This is a genomic window from Bacillus sp. Je.9.29.b, assembly GCF_051129925.1.
GTDB classification, from domain to species: domain Bacteria; phylum Bacillota; class Bacilli; order Bacillales; family Bacillaceae; genus Bacillus; species Bacillus safensis.
Genome location: NZ_JBCPSO010000003.1, coordinates 175,160 through 193,807, shown reverse-complemented (window position 1 = coordinate 193,807; position 18,648 = coordinate 175,160). Strand labels below are relative to the sequence as shown.

Below are 18,648 nucleotides of genomic sequence, written 5' to 3'. Positions count from 1 at the left end.
ATAAGTTCCTGTATGCTTAATGTAGAATGCTAGATGAAGTGTGGTGTTTATCATAGAAGAGAATATTTTTAGTCACATTCGGACAACGTTTCATAGTTTGTCCCCAACCCAGAAAAAGATTGCCAATTACATTTTACAAAACCCTCAGAAAGTTGTGCTTCATTCTATAAGTGCACTCGCTGCTGAATGCAGCACAAGTGAAACGACGATCTTTCGGTTTCTAAGAAAAATTGGCTATGAATCGTATCAAGTGTTTCGTGTTCATGTCGCACAGGATATCGCGACCAATACACCTCAATCCATATACGGCGAGATCGAGGCAACCGATAGTGTAGCTGATATTAAACATAAGGTCATAGAGTTAACAACAAACTCTATACAAGATATGAAGCATATTTTAGAGGACCATGCCGTCACACAATTCATTGAACACATGAAACAGGCACATAAAACCGTCTTTTTTGGAGCAGGTGCGTCCAGCTTTATTGCTGGGGATGCTTATCATAAGTTCCTGCAGCTTGGTTTTGAAGTGAGCCTATGCAGTGATCCGCATATGATGAATATGATTGCAACACACGCCACGGAACACGATTTTATCGTCGCAATCTCCCATTCAGGAGAGAGCAGAGAAATTCTTGACGCCGTACAGTTTGCAAAAGAAAAAGGGGCAAAGGTTGCTTCTATCACCAGCTATCCGAAATCTGAGCTCGCAAAGCGGTCTGATTTTCATCTGCTTAGCTCTTCAAGAGAGACAACCTATCGATCAGACTCCATGATCTCCCGTATCAACCAGCTTGTGATCATTGATGTACTATACGTCTCCGCTGTTTTAGAGCTAGGATCAAATGCCATTGAAAACGTGAAACGATCTCGATTAGCCGTAGCTAAAAATAAAACATAAACGCAAAAGACCGGAGCTGATTCCGGTCTTTTTTTGTGACTTTTTTCATATTTTCCGTTGACACGTTCCTATCACGTCATGTACATTAAATTAACAATAGTTTATTTCCTACTATTAAATTTATAAGATAGTATATATACTAACACATAGAAAAGAAAGCGCTTTTTGTAAGGGTTTTCTATATAGGAGGCGGACAACGTGACAAAGAAGATTGGATTCATTGGACTAGGTATTATGGGAAAACCTATGGCACTCAATCTATTAAAAGCTGGTCATACTTTGACAGTTTTTGACCTAAATGAGGAAGCGATTCGATCGTTACAAGAAGCCGGAGCAAAAGGTGCTGTTTCAGCAGCTGAGGCAGCTTCTGAAAGCGATATCATTATCACAATGCTTCCTAAAGGAGAGCATGTAGAGGCAGTCGTTTCAGGTGATCAAGGCATTTTAACGACAGCTGCACCTGGCACTGTCATTGTAGATATGAGCTCAATTTCTCCTGTCACCTCCAGGGCTTTAGCTGCTCTTGCCAAACAGCATCAGGTGGAATTTATCGATGCACCTGTCAGCGGCGGAGAACCGAAGGCAATAGACGGAACACTCGCCATCATGGCTGGCGGCGAAGAATACATCTTTGAGCAAGTGAAGGATGTCCTGCTTGCAATGGGCACTGAGGTCGTATTAGTTGGGGCCAATGGCAGCGGGACAACAGCGAAGCTTGCCAATCAAATCATCGTCAACTTAAATATTGCGGCCATGTCCGAGGCGCTCGTTCTAGCTGCTAAATCAGGCATTGCCATTGATAAGATGTATGAAGCCATCCGCGGCGGACTGGCAGGAAGTGCCGTTCTCGATGCAAAAGTTCCTCTCATCTTAGAACGAAATTTTGAACCTGGCGGACGCATCGACATCAACTTGAAGGATTTAACCAATGTCATGGAAACTGCTCATGATATCGGTGTTCCTCTTCCGCTTTCTAGTCAGCTGCTCGAAATCTTCCACGCCCTCAAAGCGGACGGAAAATCCGGGCTTGATCATGGCGGCATCGTTCAATATTACGAAAAAATGGCTCATGTCGAAGTAAAGAAAGGATGAGATGGTCATGAAACAAAGCACTGACATACTGAATGCCATTCCGAAAGCAGATTCAAAGGCCATTCAATCAGCATACGAACAAGCACTGAGCAGCTTTCAGCATAAAGTTATTGTATTAGACGATGATCCAACAGGGATTCAAACCGTACATGGCGTCTCTGTTTTCACCGATTGGTCAGAAGAAAGCATTGAAGCTGGTTTTCTTGAAGACAGCCGCATGTTCTTTATTTTGACCAATTCTCGCAGTATGACAGAGAAAGAAACTGCCGCTGTGCACGAAACAATCGCAGCAACCATTGTAAAGGTGGCTGAACGGCTTAATCAGGACTTCGTCATTGTCAGCCGAGGGGATTCTACTCTTCGCGGACACTTTCCGCTTGAAACCGAAGTACTCAAAACGACCATTGAACAGCAAAGCTCCCGCCATTTCGATGGTGAAATCCTTCTTCCTTTTTTCCAAGAAGGTGGACGCTTTACGATCAACAATATTCATTACGTACAGGAAGGACACGAATTAATTCCTGCTGGTGACACAGAATTTGCAAGAGACCGTACATTCGGCTTTCAATCATCTCATCTTGGAGAATGGATTGAAGAAAAGTCAGAAGGAATGTTCACAAAAGAGAACACTACCTACATTTCGTTAGCTGATCTGCGGGCTTTACGCATTGATCAAATCAAGCATCAGCTCATGAGTGTCAAGGATTTCAAAAAGGTGGTTGTAAACGCGGTGGACTATGACGATGTCAAAGTCTTTGTCACCGCTCTCATTGAAGCCATTCAAGCAGGACAGCAGCTGATGTTCAGAAGTGCGGCGGCGCTCACAAAAGTACTTGGCGGTATAGGGGATCAAGCCTTATTAACAAGAGATGACTTGATACAAGAAGAAAGCCCGCATGGTGGTCTCATTATGATCGGTTCTCATGTAAAAAAAACAACAGAACAATTAAAAGCGCTGCAACAAGATAAAGAGATGTCTTTTATTGAATTTAATACCCACCTCATATTAGAGCCTGATGCCTTTCGCGAAGAAATTGACCGTGTCATTCAGCAAACTGAAGCACTGTTGGCAGCAGGTCAATCTGTGGCTGTTTATACAAGAAGAGAACGGGTTGATCTTGGGGATGATCGCCAAGAGGAAGAATTAAAGCTCTCTGTACAGATTAGTGATGCTGTGACAAGTATTGTCCAGCGTCTCACCATTCGTCCTAAGTATCTTATTGCCAAAGGTGGAATTACCTCCAGCGATATTGGAACAAGAGGACTTAGCGTGAAACGTGCGACCGTGGCAGGTCAAATCAAACCAGGGATCCCCGTTTGGCAAACAGGAGAAGAAAGTAAATTCCCTTTCATGTCTTATGTGATTTTCCCGGGAAATGTTGGGTCAAAGGATACGTTAAAAGAAGCTGTAGACATACTTGAAGGATAAAGCTTAGGGGGTGTTTGCGCCCCTTATGCACCACAAAGGAGGAAAGATCATGTCGTTAGTGTTTATAGGACTTGGCGTTTTGTTATTGCTTTTACTCATGGTTGTCTTTAAGTTAAACGCTTTCATATCTTTGATTATTGTCTCTTTAATTGTTGCTGTGTTAGAAGGGATGACACCACTAGAAGCGATCGCTTCCGTCGAAAAAGGACTTGGCAGTACGCTCGGGCATCTCGCACTCGTTCTCGGTTTTGGTGCGATGCTTGGTAAATTGATGGCTGATTCTGGCGGAGCTCAGCGGATCGCGATGACACTCATTGACCGATTTGGCATCGGAAAAATCCAATGGGCGACGATGCTGACTGGATTTGTGATTGGAATTGCTCTATTTTATGAAACCGGATTCATTATCTTAATTCCATTAGTCTTTACGATCGCTCAAGCTGCAAGACTTCCAGTACTGTATGTGGGGATGCCGCTCGTCGCTGCACTCATCACCACACATGGCTTCCTCCCCCCTCACCCAGGACCGACTGCCATTGCAAATGTCTTTCAGGCAAACATGGGGCAAACCTTATTGGTTGGGATTATTTTAGCGATTCCTGCTGTTTTAGTAGGCGGACTTCTGTTTACGAAACTATTTAAAAAAGATCAGTTGCACGCACATATTCCAAAGAACTTATTTAATCCAAAGGAATTCACAGAAGAAGAAATGCCTAGCTTCGGCATTAGCATTTTCACCGCTGTTCTGCCTGTATTGCTTATGACATTTAGAGCATTTCTAGAAATTTTCTTCCCATCCTCTCCATTGCTGCCAACTGCTGAGTTTTTAGGCGAACCGGCGATTGCACTATTAATCTCAGTGCTGCTTGCCATCTACACGTTTGGGCTTGGAAGAGGAAAGAGCATGCAGGACGTGATGAAGTCAATAACGGATTCTATCGGCTCTATTGCTATGATTCTATTAATTATTGCAGGCGGCGGTGCCTTTAAACAAGTGCTCATTGATAGCGGCGTCGATCAATACATTGCAGGGATCATGCAAGGAAGCACACTTTCTCCCCTGCTTCTGACTTGGCTCATTGCTGCTGTCCTACGTGTCTCTTTAGGATCAGCCACTGTCGCCGGTCTCACGGCGGCTGGCATTTCTGCACCACTGATTGGTCTGACGGGTGTCAGCCCTGAATTAATGGTGATCGCAACAGGTGCCGGAAGTATTACGTTCTCTCATGTGAATGATGCGGGTTTCTGGATTTATAAAGAATACTTTAACCTATCAATGGCCCAAACCTTTAAAACGTGGACATTGATGGTCACCGTGCTTTCACTTGTCGGACTAGCTGGTGTTCTTGTTGCTGATTTGTTCATGTAGGAATTTAAATTAGCACCTTCATTGAAGGTGCTTTTATTTAATAATCAAGTCTCTTTATGTTCTTGAGAGTTCATACTTTGAATTAGTAACACCAAAGTAATTAAACACTTCGTCTTTTAAAAGTCCATTTGTATTTTTGTTACTATCTGTACAGTCGATATAATTTTTAGCTATTTTCATTTTTATATTCTTATTGTTAATAAAATCAACTATATGTTCTTTATTAATAAAAGCATCATTATCTTTAGGGATAAGAATTGATTTATCACCAAGTATTTTAGAAAAAGAAATTTGAGTATTAAACTCAAATTTTTGAAAAAGAATTCTCAAATACTCATCGCCTTCTTCTTCAATTACCCTTTGAACTGCTGTATAATAATTTTGGGGATCCAAACAATCCTCGATGACTGTACGTTCATAAAATTGTCCCTGTCTCCAAGGCTCTAAAAATTTAACAGCCTCTATATTATTACTAGTTAATGTTTGAATCCTTCTTATATCCACTTTCCCTTTACTCTCAGGAGCTTTAGTAACGTTCACTTTATTACTATCAGTATCGATTAAGCAAAGAATTTTACCACTAAATTGATCTGCTGTTAATTTGTCTGAAAGCGGATAACTTAATAATCCATATAGTTTTATTACATTACCACAACCACCAACAGGTAAAACTCGGAAATTCTCCAAACCATCAAGCAAATTCTCTAAATACAGCCTATCTGTACTACCTTCACAAATTATCCAATTAATATTTTCAACACTTTTTGAAAAACTTATAATGCTCGAAGCTAAATCAAACATGCTTTTCAATTCAATGTCATCAGGAAAGCGCCGTTGTTCATCTAAATAATCAAAAAAATTAAAGTCAGATATTTTTATATCAACATCTTGCTCTTCTTTTCTCAAATGATATAAATAACCATGATCTGTTATTGGTAAAGATCCATACCAATGTGTAGTAATTAAAACCTGTCTTTTAAAATTACTTGCTAATTCTTGAAGTCTCATAAATTGAGGGAAGCAATTTGCAATATTCATTGAAACTTCAGGTTCATCGATAGCTAAAATTACTTCCCTATCCATTTCTTTTGAATTAGATAAGAAGGCATAAGCAATATCAATTAAAGCTTTTCTTTTTTCACCAGAACTTAATTGATTTACTTCTCTATTCTTATACCTTAACGGTCTCTTAGAAAAATATGCTTCTATTATTTTATCTCTGATATCTGTAACTGTTAGATTTTTTTTACTAAAAGCTTCTGCACTATAGTTATAATTTTCGTCTATTTGCTTTATTGAACTATTGATACCTTTAATAAATTCGTTAAGATAATCATTTGTGAAATTCAGAAAACTTCTATTCTTACCCTCTATTTCATATTTAGAGTTTAATACATTATCTATCTCATATAAAATGTCTTTATTCATTAAAGTTTGCATTTGCCTATCTTCTAACTTTAATGTTTCATCAACATTTTGTTCTACAGGTATATATATGTATGCATAGTATTCTTTTAATATTTTCCTCAATCTGTCTATCTTTTTTTCAAAGTTATCCTCGCCCAATAACTTCCTATAATGACTATCAAAAGGAGTTAAAGTTGATTTGCCATTATATTTAATACCAGCTGGCAGAATATAATACTTTTTCTCAGAATAATTACCTATTAATTGCTCCAAATGACTAAAGAATATCTTTGCATATTCTCTTCTAGTCGCACCAACCAGAGAATTTTGTATACCATTCCAAAACTGAGCACTTATAACTTCAATATCATGTAATAATAGTTCATTTTCTTTAATTTCAATTTTATTAAAACGATTTTTATTTAAAACAAATTCTCTTAATATTTCTTTCTCTATCATAAAAATGGGGGTTATATAACATTCTTCTTTTTTTGAACCTCTATTTGCATTCCATTCTCTATTATTAAAAAAAACATCTATCGCTTCTAAAATCCCACTTTTACCTATACCATTAGTACCTATATAAACAGAATATTTTTCCTTTACATCACTCGTGATAGGAATGAATACAGACTTTGGATATGATTTATAACCATTTAAAAATACTCCTAGAATCATGAGTATCCTCCTTTATAAAATTTTCCATATAATTAAATATAAGTTTATTTGACAAAATAATCAATAAAAAAACCATTGACTTTTCCCTGAAAAGGTTGAATAATTGTGTTTATTAAGAAAATTGAATCAAAAGGTAACCTTATTAAGAGTGGTGGAGGGACTGGCCCTGTGAAACCCGGCAACCGCTGTTCCTAGGAACAGAATGGTGCTAATTCCTTAAGCAAGCAAATGCTTGTTTGAAGATAAGGCAGAGTTCTCACAGTATATGATGCTCTTCCTTATCTAAGGAAGAGCTTTTTTATTTGATTTTTTAACCTGAAGAAAGAAGGGATTCAGCATGACACAAGTACAAACCATTGGAAAGAAAACAACAAAACCGCCATTCCGCGCAGATCAAGTAGGAAGTTTACTTCGTTCAGAGCGCATCAAGGAAGCACGCAGGCAAAAAGCAGACGGTACGCTGACAGCAGAGCAGCTCCGGCAAATTGAAAACGAAGAAATTACACGTATTGTAGAGAAGCAAAAAGAAATTGGGTTAGAGGTTGTCACAGATGGTGAATTCAGACGTGCATGGTGGCATTTTGACTTTCTTGAAGGACTCGATGGAGTGGAAGGATTTGAAGCAGATCAAGGCATTCAATTCCATAACACAACGACAAAAGCAAGAGGGATCAAGGTAACAGGCAAGATCGATTTTACAGATCATCCAATGCTGGAGGATTATCGTTTCCTTCAAAGCATCGCTGGTGATCATACGGCTAAAATGACGATTCCAAGTCCAAATATGCTCTTTTTCCGTGGAAAGCTTGAAGAAGGAGTGTATGACAGCTTAGAGGAATTCCACCATGATGTGGCACAAGCGTATAAGAAAGCCATCCGTGCTTTTTATGATGCAGGCTGCCGCTACTTGCAGCTGGATGATACGGCATGGGCAGTGTTCTTTTCTGAAAAAGGCCATGAACAAATCAAAGCCTTTGGCCGTGAAGAAGATGAACTTCGTGAATCGTTTGCGAAGACAATCAATGAAGCTGTTGCCGACCGCCCAGAGGATTTGGTGATTACGATGCACATTTGCCGCGGTAACTTTAAATCAACTTGGGCAGCTGAAGGTGGTTACGAAGCAGCAGCAGAAACTATTTTCGCCGGCTTAGATCTTGATGGTCTCTTTTTAGAGTTTGACGACGATCGTTCTGGCGGATTTGAGCCCCTTCGATATGTGAAGAACCCAAACCTTCAAATCGTACTAGGCCTTGTCACTTCAAAATACGGTGAGCTTGAGCCAGTTGAACAGATTAAAAAACGCATTGAGGAAGCGGCTCAATATGTGGACATTAACCAAATCTGTTTGAGTCCACAATGCGGATTCGCCTCTACAGAGGAAGGCAACCTGTTAACAGAAGAGCAGCAATGGGAAAAGCTGCGTCATGTGATTGAGATTGCTGATCAAGTGTGGACTTCGTAGTCCCTCAAAGACAAAAAAAGACAAACCGCAGTATGAGCGGTTTGTCTTTTTCTTTTATGCATCCAAATGTTCACCATTTGTCGCAATCACTTGTTTATACCAATCGAAGCTTTTCTTTTTCTTTCTATCTAATGTACCGTTTCCTTCATTATCACGGTCAACATAAATGAAGCCGTAGCGTTTTTTCATTTCAGCCGTAGATGCGCTGACGAGGTCAATTGGGCCCCAGCTTGTATAACCGATCAGGTCAACTCCGTCTGCGATCGCTTCTCTCGCCTCTAGCAAATGGCTTCTGAGGTAATCAATTCGGTAATCGTCTTGAATTGATCCGTCTTCTTCTACTTGATCGACAGCACCCAATCCATTTTCTACGATAAACAATGGCTTTTGGTAGCGGTCATACAGCTGATTCAGTGTTGTACGAAGTCCTTTCGGATCAATTTGCCAGCCCCAATCACTTGCTTTTAGATAAGGGTTTTTCACACCTTCAAATAGGTTGCCGCCAGTCACTTGTTCAAGGATCTTTGGATCTGTACTCGTCACAAAACTCATATAATAACTGAAGCCAATATAGTCCACTGTATGGTTTCTTAAAATATCTTCGTCCCCTTCTTGGAACTCGATGTTGATGTCATTTTCAAGGAAATAACGTTTCATGTAACCTGGGTAATAACCCCTTGCCTGTACATCTGAGAAGAACAATGTTTTACGATCTTGCTCAATTGCAGCAAACATATCTTCAGGTCTTGAGCTGTACGGATAAGTTGTCATCGCTGCAATCATACAGCCGATTTTCGCATCAGGAATGATTTCGTGTCCTGCTTTGACAGCCAAAGCACTTGCAACAAATTGGTGATGCGCTGCTTGATATTGAATGCTTTTCTCGTCATCACCCTCTTCAAATACAAGTCCGCCGCCAGTGAAAGGCGCATGTAATACAACGTTGATTTCATTGAATGTCATCCAATATTTCACTTTGTCTTTAAAGCGGGTGAACAATGTTTTCGCGTATGTTTCATAAAGATCCACAAGCTTACGATTTCTCCATCCGCCGTAGTTTTTCACAAGTGCGAGCGGCATTTCATAGTGAGAGATGGTGACAACTGGCTCAATTCCGTGCTTATGCAGTTCATCAAATACTTTTTCATAAAAAGCGAGGCCTGCTTCATTCGGTTCCGCATCGTCGCCATTTGGGAAAATACGCGGCCAAGAAATGGATAATCTGAAGCACTTGAATCCCATTTCTGCAAAGAGTGCAATATCTTCTTTATAGCGATGGTAGAAATCGATTGCATCATGATATAAGTTAAGGTCTTTCATTGATTCATCGAATGGGTGCATAATACCATTTGGTGATACATCAGCTGTCGATAAGCCTTTTCCATCTTGATTATATGCGCCTTCAACTTGGTTGGCTGCAACAGCGCCGCCCCATAAGAAACCTTTAGGAAATGTTTTTTCTAACTTGTTCATGTTGAATACCCTCCTCTTTTTCTTCTACACTGACTGTAAGCAGTGTCTCTTTCACTGTAATCGTTCCATCTGTTTTCGCATCAACTTGTGCAAAATCGTTTGTGTTGGTGACAATAACAGGTGTGGTGACATCATAGCCTTCTTGCTGAATGCCCTCGATATCAAATTCAATGAGTACATCTCCTGCTTGAATCAGATCACCTGACTGCACATGACTTGTGAAATACTTTCCGCCAAGTTTTACCGTGTCAATCCCGACATGAATGAGAAGTTCTGTACCCTGTTCACTCTTCAAGCCAATGGCATGTTTTGTGTGGAAAATGGTTTCAACCTTGCCATTGAACGGTGCTACAACACGCCCAGCTGTTGGTACAATAGCTGCACCTTTACCCATGATTTCATTAGAGAATGTTGCATCATTTACTTGATTGAGCGGCTTTAGTTGACCTTCAAGCGGGCTTTGTACCACTTCATTTTGAAGTGCTGCTGTGTCTTTCTTTTCTTCTGGTTTGTCTGCTTTTGTATCATCTTTCACTGGTACATCTTTGAATCCTAGAACAAGTGTCATGATCGTTGCTGCGACAAAGGCGATTACTAAGCCGATGATAGAGTAGACAAATGTTGGTCCAATGAATGTCGGGAGACCTGGGAGACCTGCTGATCCGGATACCACATATGATTTTACTTTGAAGATCGACATGAACACGCCGCCTGCTGCTGCACCAATGAGGGCTGCAAAGAACGGTTTTTTCAATCGCATGTTCACACCATACATAGCAGGTTCAGTAATACCCATTAAGGCTGTGATACTTGTAGACATCGCCAATGATTTGAATGTTTTGTTTTTTGATCTTAAGAAGACACCGAATGCTGCGCCTGCTTGTGCCATATTCGCTACAAACATCATTGGAAGAATGAAGTCAAAACCGTTTAACGTAATGTTGTTGATCATGATTGGAAGCAGTGCATAGTGCATGCCCGTAATGATCAATGGTGACATGAATCCGCCGATCAAGAGTCCGGCCAAAAGACCTGCATGTTTAAACAATAAATCAATTCCACCTGAAAGGCCATTTCCAATAATCCCGCCAAGCGGTCCAACCGCGATGAGCATTATTGGTACAACGACAAGAAGTGTGACCGTTGGAACAAGGATGATCTTTAATGATTTCGGACTATATTTTTCTGCGAATCTTTCAACATATGAGCCAAGCCAGATGGTGAGTAGAATTGGAATCACCGATGAAGAGTAAACAACGGCAACCACTGGCAAGCCTAGAAATTCTGTATTTCCCGCGCCCAGTAAAGCGGTTAACTGCGGGTGCAGTGCTGCTGCTGCAATGGCAGCCGCGATATACTGATTTGTGCCAATTTTTTTGGCTACGCTTACAGCAAGCAGAATCGGTAAGAAGTAAAAGGCTCCATCTCCGATGGCTGTTAAAATCGCATACGTACTGCTTTTATCTGATATCCACTGGAATGTGAGCATCAATGCCAAAATCCCTTTGATCATACCGGCTCCAGCGATGGCTGGAAGAATCGGTGTGAAGACACCAGAAATAAAATCGAAAAGCTTTGATATCACATTTTGTTTTGACGCTTCTTCTGTACCGCCTGACTTTACATCAGATGATAGACCTGAGTCAGCGATCATCGCTTGATAGACATTTGAGACATCATTGCCGATAATGACATGATATTGACCTCCGCTTTGATTCACGCCCATGACGCCGTCTGTTGATTGCAGCTTCTCTTTATCCGCCTTGCTTTCATCGTATAAGTTGAAGCGAAGTCTTGTCATACAATGCGTGACGTGTTTAACATTCTTTTCACCGCCGACAAGTTCTAGCACTTCTTTTGCTGTTTGTTTGTGGTTCATTATGTTACCCTCCAATCGTTGATTTAATCTTGATATAGAAAAAACCTAAACATCCATTAATGTCCGAGAAATAGCGATTCAGACATTAATCGATATTTAGGTTTTGCCTGCTTAACCAGTAACAATCCTTCATAGCGATTGATCGTTATTTAATTTTTATAAGTCTTTAGATATAAAAAAACCTAAATCACGCCTTATCAAAGATAGGGACAATGATTTAGGTTTTGCCTGCTTGACCAGTAACAATCCTAAAAGATTGTGGGTTATTTAGTTTATAGTTATAAATTATCATGTTAAATTTGTGATGTCAACGCTTTCTTTTTGAATTTATTTTCTTTTTATTACTCTGTCTATATGCAAAGTTAAATATAGCATTTCATCTTCTATGAGACTTCGGTTGTATTCTTTTTGAACATAATCGTTAATTTTTTCTGCGCACTGAAAAGCTGCGGTGTTTTTCTCTTTTACCACTTCATACAGAAACTCATTTTGATTTTCCATTTGTGTTTCGTTAAACAAACGCTGACCAAAAAACTTCAAATGCGTAACAAAACGGAAATAATTTAATGATTCCTCGTCCAAATCAATTTGAAAGTGATACTTAACGATGTTTAAAATGTCTTGAATGAGTTTGGTGATTTGAATAACGTTTGGCATTTCTTCATTGAGCTCTGCATTGACAATATGCATAGCAATAAAGCCGGCTTCATCCTCAGGAAGATGGATGCTCAGCTTGTCCTCAATGATCCGAATAGCTTCTAAACCGCATCTAAACTCATCTTTATACAGCCGTTTGATTTCCCAGAGCAAGGCATTTTTGATGTCCATTCCTTTTTGATGACGTTCAATGGCAAAGGTGATATGATCCGTCAGCGTCACATAGATGCTGTCATTTAAATTTTTGTTAAGGGTTGTTCTCGCATGCTCAATAATCGCCTCACACACTTGCATATACTCGATTGGAATATCATAAAGCAGGGTTTTGAATTTTTCTGATATATCTTTATTTTGAATAGAAAATACTTTTTCGATTCGTTCTTCGTCAATCGGGTCTCCGCTTTTCTTTTGAAACGCGATCCCTCTGCCCATAATGACCAGCTCATGCTGCTCGTCATCATACGCACTGACAACATTATTATTGATTACTTTAGAAATGATCAATTGATACCCCCCAGTACATTCCGCTTTTTCGAGCATTTTATCGTTGATTCATATGTCATGTTATTATTATTTTCAAAAAAGAGGACTTTAAGATGATTTTACATTTTTTTTTGATACGGTCAACTAGAAAGAATGACATATTACCTCTCAAAAATGACGAAATAGGGGCAAAAAAGTCTAAAAACATACACAAAAACACTCTAAAAAGAGTGTTTAAAGTGTGTTTTTTACAAAATCAGGAGCAGTCCCAATTATAGACGACATTCTCGAAATTTTTTCGTTTAAGGTCTTCTGGTTTGATAAAAAAGTTGGCAATACCGCAATCTCCCCACATCAAATCTACTTCATCATCTGAGTCAATTTGTAATAACAGAACGGTATGTTCTTGATCTACATAGGTACGCGGATCTTCTTGTGTAAACCCTGGATACCCGCCCAATTTGTGACCAAAGCCACTCGCTGTTTCATAAAACTCATCCAGCAGGGCATCTGCTTCATCGCCATTAACACCATCTGCATCTTCGAATAGGTCCCAGCTGTTCTTTCCTGTGACTTTTTCAAAGCGGAAATCTCCTACACTGATCGTTTCGCTTGATAATTCACCTGTAATCGCGCCTTCCTTCGTCACAGGAAAATAAAAATCATCTGGAATTTTCACAAAAGAAAAATCAGTCATTAACTCTTCTTCTGCCAAGAAAGGTTCCTCAATAAATTTGATGCGAAAATCTTTTTGCTCTGTTTTATGGTCAATATTCATCCCATAAAGATCATCATGCACAGAAATAAAAACTTGCAAAAGTCCTGTTTCTGGATAATCCTTCAGCTTGGGCAGCTGGCCGAAATTAATTTGTGCCAAAAGTTTCATAGGATGTCCTTCGCCGTCAACTGGATATTCGTCGTTTTTTGGGAAATAAGGATCACCAGCTATTTTGCTGTCGTATGGTCCTGTTTTTCCTTGTTTCATCTGCAATTGAATCATTGGTTTTTCAGTTTCATCTAACAACGGACGGTAGGGTGCAAGTATTTCCTGCAGCTTCGCTGATTGTGTCACGATGATCTTCCTCCTTATGAATAGGTCTAATGACAAAACTTGTATCTCTTTTTCTATCATACAGAAGTGTACCCTGCCTGTCAGTGATAAATCGGTCAAAATCCTAACAAGTTTCTCTTCTTAAAATGTAAAAAAACCTCCGATTCAGCTGGAGGTTTTGTCGTTCTTTTATTTCACTTGATAGTTTACTAAGTCGTTTGCTAATGCTTTCATCGTTTCGTTTGTTTCGTGAAGACCTTCAATAATTTTTGTAAAAGTGCCTACTAGTTCTGCTTGATGCTCAGAGGAAGCGACAATTTGCGCAATTTCTTCTTCCATTCCTTTGATCGACCCCTGCACATCTTTTAGGGCTGTTTCAATATCAGTCGTCGCCTGTTTCGCGTGAGTTGACAGCTTTCTCACTTCTGTTGCGACCACTCCAAAACCTGCTCCTGCTTCCCCTACTCTTGCAGCTTCTATTGATGCGTTGAGTCCAAGTAAGTTCGTTTGATCAGAGATACCCTTGATGAGATTGGACACTTGATTGATTTTAGAGGAATTTTCGACAGTGGTTTTCGTATTTTGTAGAATTTGTTCACTTGTCGCTTGTAGTTCCTCTGAATGTGCGGCAACCTGCTGTACCATAGCGACTAGTTTTTCGGAAGCTTCGTTGCTTTCCGTCATGATGTGATCTAATCGTTGTTGATTCGTTTGGTCATAGGCCACACAGAAGGCAGCAACCACTTGACCTGATTCCTCAGTAATTGGAACGGCTACGATATCCATTGGAATCCCGTATACTTCTTTCGGAATTTGAATAAACGATGGTTCTCTCCCATTTTTCAGCATCGCAAAGTTTTGGAATCCAGCATCTACTGTATCACCAGCTTTAAATCCTAAATCAATATTCCCATGCTGCTGATAATAAAGAACCTTCTCTTTCCCTAAAACAGAAAAGGTTAGCTGCTCTCTCATAGCAAGTCCAATGATTGGTAAAGCGTCTATTATGTTATCAATTCTCTGTGACATTCGCTTACGTTCATCCTCTCTATTTCTCAGTACACCTTCTTTATCGGTTCGTTATATGATCTATTACAGCCTGTAATGTGCACTAATATCAATCAAATGACCTAAGACATATAAAAAGCCCACATTCTATCAAGAGAATGTGGGTGTTTTTTAAACAAAGTAAATGCACATGAAGACACTGATACCGATGAGAAAAAGATACATATAGTCAATCCATGAGGTGCTGATGATATGGTAATACGTTCGCTCTTTCGTCCCTGTGAAGCCCCTGGCTTCCATCGCAATCGCTAAGCGCTCTGATTTTCGTACACCTTGTGTAAAAAGGGGCAATGCATAACGCATAAAGGCTTTCCAGCTGTTTTTTTGCTTGTAGCCTCTGATTTTATGTGCCGCTTTCATTTGTTTTAATTCACTTTGAAATAACGGAATAAACCGGAAGCCGGCAAGCATGCCATACGCCCATTTTGGGGACATTCGGCATTGGTGAATCAGACTCATCATAAATGCCGTCAAATCTGTTGTGGACGTAAAAAGGAGACCAAATGTCACAAATCCAAGCATTCTAAAAGCGATGGTGAGCCCATTTCTTAAACTCTCCTCTGTGATATGAAACCATGCCCACTTCCAAACGGTATGATCCCCCTTGCCGAAGGCCGCCATCATCCAGAACACGAGAATAAAAAAGAGCAGATAAGGGACAAGCCTTGTAACGAGATACTTCATATTCCATCCACCTAAAACAACTCCAATGCCAAGAGCAAACAGCCAAATGATAAAGGTAGTTTTAGGGTCAGAAATCGACATGAGACAGCCCATCGCAAGCAGATGAGCGAGTAATTTCATGACTGGATTCACAGTAGAAAGAAAGGAGTGATTACTTTGCAATCGTCAGCACGTCCTTTCTTTCTGCCACATAGCGATAATGTAAAGGAGCTCTCAGCTGATAAGCATCGACAAGTTCTTGATTTGAAAATAAATCATAAGGGGTGCCATGATACACATGCTTCCCTTGATGAAACAGAAGCACTTGATCGGCACACTCATCGACAAGCTCCATATCATGTGTGACCATCACAATGGTAGTGCCTTGGCGCTGACGCTCTTTTAAACGCCTCATCAATTCCTTCGCCGTTTTTTCATCCTGCCCGAAAGTCGGCTCATCTAACAGCAATACATCTTGATCAAAGAGGAGCATCGTGGCAACACTCAATCTTCTTTTTTGCCCTAAACTTAAGGTGAAGGGATGTGCTTTTGCATGCTTCTCTAAACCGAACTCTTTCAGCAGCTGAACCGTTTTTTCTTGTACGACAGATTCTGGCCAGTTTCGCTGTCTGCCGCCAAAGGCAATTTCATCGAATACTGTGTCTTGTATAAATTGAAGCTCCGGATTTTGAAACACAAAGCCTGTTTTTTCATATAGTTCTCGGTCTGACCACTTTTTTAGGAGTGTATCTTTTAAGAAAATGTGACCTTTTTTCGTTGGCTCTAAACGAACCAAATGCTTGAGAAGTGTGCTTTTTCCACTTCCATTTTCCCCAATGATCGCCACCCAATCCCCTGATTTGATATCAAGCTGGAGATCACTCATAATCCTTTTTTTCCCGTAGCTTAATTGAAGATTTTCTGTACGAATCATTGTCTTTCGTTCGATTGATGGCACTTTTTCTCGCTGCTCTTTTCGTGCTTTAAAAGTTTGCATAAAGGTTTGACTTAGTGGATGAAATGGATCTTGAATAATCGTGGACCATTTCTCGGGAAATAATTTTGGCCGCCAAATCCCTGCCTCTTTCATTTCTTCCTCATATGCCGCGAGCACATCTTTTGGAGATCCATCTGCTAAAATGCTGCCTTGATCATCTAATAAAATCACCCGGTCCATCCATTCGATGACTCCGTCAAGCACATGCTCTACAAAAATCATGGTCTGCTGCTGATCGGCTGCAAGCTGCTGCAGCAGTTGAAATATGTCCATTCTACCTGCCGGGTCAAGCTGTGCTGTCGGTTCATCAAAGAATAGAACATCCGGCTGTAATGCGAGTAAACAAGCAAGTGCCAATCGCTGCTTCATGCCGCCAGATAAAGTGTGAATCTCTGTATGCGGATCGACATTCAGTTGGACTTTTTGCATGAGCTGCCGAATGATGTCATCCATCTCTTCACGAGGGACGGAACGGTTCTCTAAGCTAAAGGCAATTTCTTCATTGACGCGGTGCATACAAAATTGAGAGTCTGGATCTTGAAACATGACGCCTGTATGTCTTTGCAGCACCACTTCACCCTGCATGTCTGCTTCCACATGCTCTGGAATGATTCCAGCCAGAACCGAAATGAGCGTGGATTTCCCGCTTCCGCTCGGTCCTAAAATAAGGACCTTTTCCCCTTTTTGAATCGTAAGGGAGATTTGATGCAAAACGGGCTTAGGCTGTTCATAAAAACGGACAGTGAGTTCATTGCACGCGAGAAATGAATTCATGCTGTTCACCTTTGTTTCTTTTTTCTTTCATGATGGCATATTGATTCAGTACACCTGTTTTGGATAGTGCGTCCACCACCACTTTTGCAAGGCAGCCGCCAAGTATCATTCCACTGATCATTTGAGTCACAAGGGTCATAAGTAAAACTTGAGGCGTGTAATAACCAAAGCCATTTGCCACGAGACTGTACGCCATCGCTCCGATAGCGGCAAAGGCACCAGAGAGCATCAGTGTCCACATGCGATATCGTTTATAACCAAAAAGAGCAAAGGCGATTTCTGCCCCAAGCCCTTGGCATACACCAATCAGCAGAGCTGAAAGTCCAAAGTGGCTTCCTGTCAATAATTCCACAGCCGCGGCGGCTGTTTCTGCAATCAGAGCAGCCCCCGGCTTTTGAATGATATATGCAACGATTGGACTGGCAATGACCCATATTCCAAACATGATGTTGCCTCCTGCTGGACCCACAAGTGCTGTAATCGGTAAGTATAGCGTGGACCACCCTAAATAGATCACACCGCACGCAACGGATAAAATCACCGCAAGGACGACTTCTTTCATCTTCCATGCCATGATGAATGCACCTCCAGTTGAACTGGCCACTCTTCAACAGTGAAGGCCATTTCCCAAAACTTGTACTCGAGCTGGCAGCTTAAGATAAAATGCTGTTTCATTTTTTCCTTTTCCTTCTCACTTGCTGCTTCCGCCAATTGATCGAGCCGCCTGCAAAGCTCACCTGTGACAGAATCAGTTAATCCTCCATAAAACGTGATCCACTCATAAAACGGATGTGACGGGTCTGGCTGCACATCTGTAAGCATTCGTTTCCCTATTTCCCAATATGTCCAAGGACATGGAAGCAGGACAGCGATGATTTCACCAAGCGTGCCTTCTTGCGCAACTTGCAGCATATGATGAATATAGTGGTGAGCACTCGGAGCCAAAGAAGCACCTTGGAGCTCATCATATGCTACTCCTGCCACTCGGCAAAGGTTTTGATGAGGGTGCGTCTCACTATCTAGTACAAACGCAATCTGCTGATGAAAAAACGCAATATCCTCTCTGTCTGTACATTTGCTGAGCGCTGCTGCATAAATTTTAATGAATGCTTGTAAGTATTCTGCATCTTGTTTGACGTAATGAATGATTTGTTCCTTTTCCAGCTTTCCTGCTGCCAGGCCTCTGACGAACGGATGCTGATAAATGGCTTCAAATAACGGTTCTGCTTCTTTCCTTAATTGCGTAGAAAATGTCATAAAAAAAG

15 protein-coding genes and 1 riboswitch are annotated in these 18,648 nt (G+C 40.6%); of the genes, 5 read left to right on the top strand and 10 right to left on the bottom strand.

Annotated features, from left to right (window positions below; translation table 11 throughout):
* Window positions 1–43: 43 nt before the first annotated feature.
* The 4 genes from AAZR19_RS07145 to AAZR19_RS07130 all read left to right on the top strand — a co-directional run bounded on the left by AAZR19_RS07145 (window position 44) and on the right by AAZR19_RS07130 (window position 4,791).
* Entirely contained in the window at window positions 44–901 is an 858-nt protein-coding gene (locus tag AAZR19_RS07145) for a MurR/RpiR family transcriptional regulator (RefSeq protein WP_171464800.1), read from the top strand.
* 198 nt (window positions 902–1,099) lie between these two features.
* Window positions 1,100–1,993: a 2-hydroxy-3-oxopropionate reductase gene (garR, locus tag AAZR19_RS07140; RefSeq protein WP_041108417.1), complete on the top strand. Its 894-nt coding sequence runs from the start codon at window positions 1,100–1,102 to the stop codon at window positions 1,991–1,993.
* Between the two features lie 7 nt (window positions 1,994–2,000).
* Window positions 2,001–3,422: a four-carbon acid sugar kinase family protein gene (locus AAZR19_RS07135; protein ID WP_041108539.1), complete on the top strand. Its 1,422-nt coding sequence runs from the start codon at window positions 2,001–2,003 to the stop codon at window positions 3,420–3,422.
* A gap of 49 nt (window positions 3,423–3,471) precedes the next feature.
* Window positions 3,472–4,791 carry a gluconate:H+ symporter gene (locus AAZR19_RS07130; protein ID WP_024423918.1) on the top strand — a complete coding sequence of 440 codons (1,320 nt, stop codon included), beginning with the start codon at window positions 3,472–3,474 and terminating at the stop codon, window positions 4,789–4,791.
* A gap of 54 nt (window positions 4,792–4,845) precedes the next feature.
* Here the strand turns inward: AAZR19_RS07130 and AAZR19_RS07125 are convergent, their stop codons facing one another.
* A complete protein-coding gene (locus AAZR19_RS07125) occupies window positions 4,846–6,876 on the bottom strand; it encodes an AAA family ATPase (protein ID WP_041108419.1) in 2,031 nt (676 codons plus the stop codon).
* A gap of 136 nt (window positions 6,877–7,012) precedes the next feature.
* Window positions 7,013–7,125: riboswitch (SAM riboswitch) on the top strand.
* Window positions 7,126–7,213: 88 nt separating this feature from the next.
* Between AAZR19_RS07125 and AAZR19_RS07120 the strand changes: the two genes are divergently transcribed.
* Window positions 7,214–8,338, top strand: coding sequence for a 5-methyltetrahydropteroyltriglutamate--homocysteine S-methyltransferase (locus AAZR19_RS07120; RefSeq protein ID WP_076840543.1), 1,125 nt, complete (start codon window positions 7,214–7,216; stop codon window positions 8,336–8,338).
* A gap of 54 nt (window positions 8,339–8,392) precedes the next feature.
* Here AAZR19_RS07120 and AAZR19_RS07115 read toward each other — a convergent pair whose 3' ends face one another.
* The 9 genes from AAZR19_RS07115 to tenA form a co-directional block, all read right to left on the bottom strand.
* Complete coding sequence (locus tag AAZR19_RS07115; protein WP_076840544.1) at window positions 8,393–9,811, bottom strand: glycoside hydrolase family 1 protein; 1,419 nt, start codon at window positions 9,809–9,811, stop codon at window positions 8,393–8,395.
* The gene (locus AAZR19_RS07110) at window positions 9,783–11,690 is read right to left on the bottom strand and encodes a beta-glucoside-specific PTS transporter subunit IIABC (RefSeq protein WP_434702715.1); all 1,908 of its coding nucleotides are present in this window, start codon (window positions 11,688–11,690) and stop codon (window positions 9,783–9,785) included. The genes AAZR19_RS07115 and AAZR19_RS07110 overlap by 29 nt, the downstream gene beginning before the upstream one ends.
* 327 nt (window positions 11,691–12,017) lie before the next feature.
* Window positions 12,018–12,851, bottom strand: coding sequence for a BglG family transcription antiterminator LicT (licT, locus tag AAZR19_RS07105; protein WP_034281373.1), 834 nt, complete (start codon window positions 12,849–12,851; stop codon window positions 12,018–12,020).
* A 235-nt stretch (window positions 12,852–13,086) separates the two neighbouring features.
* Entirely contained in the window at window positions 13,087–13,902 is an 816-nt protein-coding gene (locus tag AAZR19_RS07100; protein ID WP_075621455.1) for a YwqG family protein, read from the bottom strand.
* A gap of 168 nt (window positions 13,903–14,070) precedes the next feature.
* Window positions 14,071–14,526: a methyl-accepting chemotaxis protein gene (locus tag AAZR19_RS07095; protein WP_404841210.1), complete on the bottom strand. Its 456-nt coding sequence runs from the start codon at window positions 14,524–14,526 to the stop codon at window positions 14,071–14,073.
* Window positions 14,527–15,060: 534 nt separating this feature from the next.
* Complete coding sequence (locus tag AAZR19_RS07090; RefSeq protein ID WP_041108431.1) at window positions 15,061–15,795, bottom strand: energy-coupling factor transporter transmembrane component T family protein; 735 nt, start codon at window positions 15,793–15,795, stop codon at window positions 15,061–15,063.
* Window positions 15,785–17,383, bottom strand: coding sequence for an ABC transporter ATP-binding protein (locus AAZR19_RS07085; protein ID WP_087975971.1), 1,599 nt, complete (start codon window positions 17,381–17,383; stop codon window positions 15,785–15,787). Before AAZR19_RS07085 ends, AAZR19_RS07090 begins: the two co-directional genes overlap by 11 nt.
* Window positions 17,358–17,957, bottom strand: a complete 600-nt coding sequence (locus tag AAZR19_RS07080; protein WP_041108436.1) for an ECF transporter S component — start codon at window positions 17,955–17,957, stop codon at window positions 17,358–17,360. Before AAZR19_RS07080 ends, AAZR19_RS07085 begins: the two co-directional genes overlap by 26 nt.
* Window positions 17,942–18,640, bottom strand: a complete 699-nt coding sequence (gene tenA, locus AAZR19_RS07075) for a thiaminase II (protein ID WP_087975970.1) — start codon at window positions 18,638–18,640, stop codon at window positions 17,942–17,944. Before tenA ends, AAZR19_RS07080 begins: the two co-directional genes overlap by 16 nt.
* Window positions 18,641–18,648: the final 8 nt, after the last annotated feature.

Coding starts and splice junctions, on each gene's coding strand:
- AAZR19_RS07135 (WP_041108539.1), top strand. CDS start 2,001: ATGAAACAAAGCACTGACATACTGAATGCCATTCCGAAAGCAGATTCA.
- AAZR19_RS07115 (WP_076840544.1), bottom strand. CDS start 9,811: ATGAACAAGTTAGAAAAAACATTTCCTAAAGGTTTCTTATGGGGCGGC.
- tenA (WP_087975970.1), bottom strand. CDS start 18,640: ATGACATTTTCTACGCAATTAAGGAAAGAAGCAGAACCGTTATTTGAA.
- AAZR19_RS07120 (WP_076840543.1), top strand. CDS start 7,214: ATGACACAAGTACAAACCATTGGAAAGAAAACAACAAAACCGCCATTC.
- AAZR19_RS07085 (WP_087975971.1), bottom strand. CDS start 17,383: ATGAATTCATTTCTCGCGTGCAATGAACTCACTGTCCGTTTTTATGAA.
- AAZR19_RS07110 (WP_434702715.1), bottom strand. CDS start 11,690: ATGAACCACAAACAAACAGCAAAAGAAGTGCTAGAACTTGTCGGCGGT.
- AAZR19_RS07130 (WP_024423918.1), top strand. CDS start 3,472: ATGTCGTTAGTGTTTATAGGACTTGGCGTTTTGTTATTGCTTTTACTC.
- AAZR19_RS07080 (WP_041108436.1), bottom strand. CDS start 17,957: ATGGCATGGAAGATGAAAGAAGTCGTCCTTGCGGTGATTTTATCCGTT.
- AAZR19_RS07095 (WP_404841210.1), bottom strand. CDS start 14,526: ATGGTACAGCAGGTTGCCGCACATTCAGAGGAACTACAAGCGACAAGT.
- AAZR19_RS07125 (WP_041108419.1), bottom strand. CDS start 6,876: ATGATTCTAGGAGTATTTTTAAATGGTTATAAATCATATCCAAAGTCT.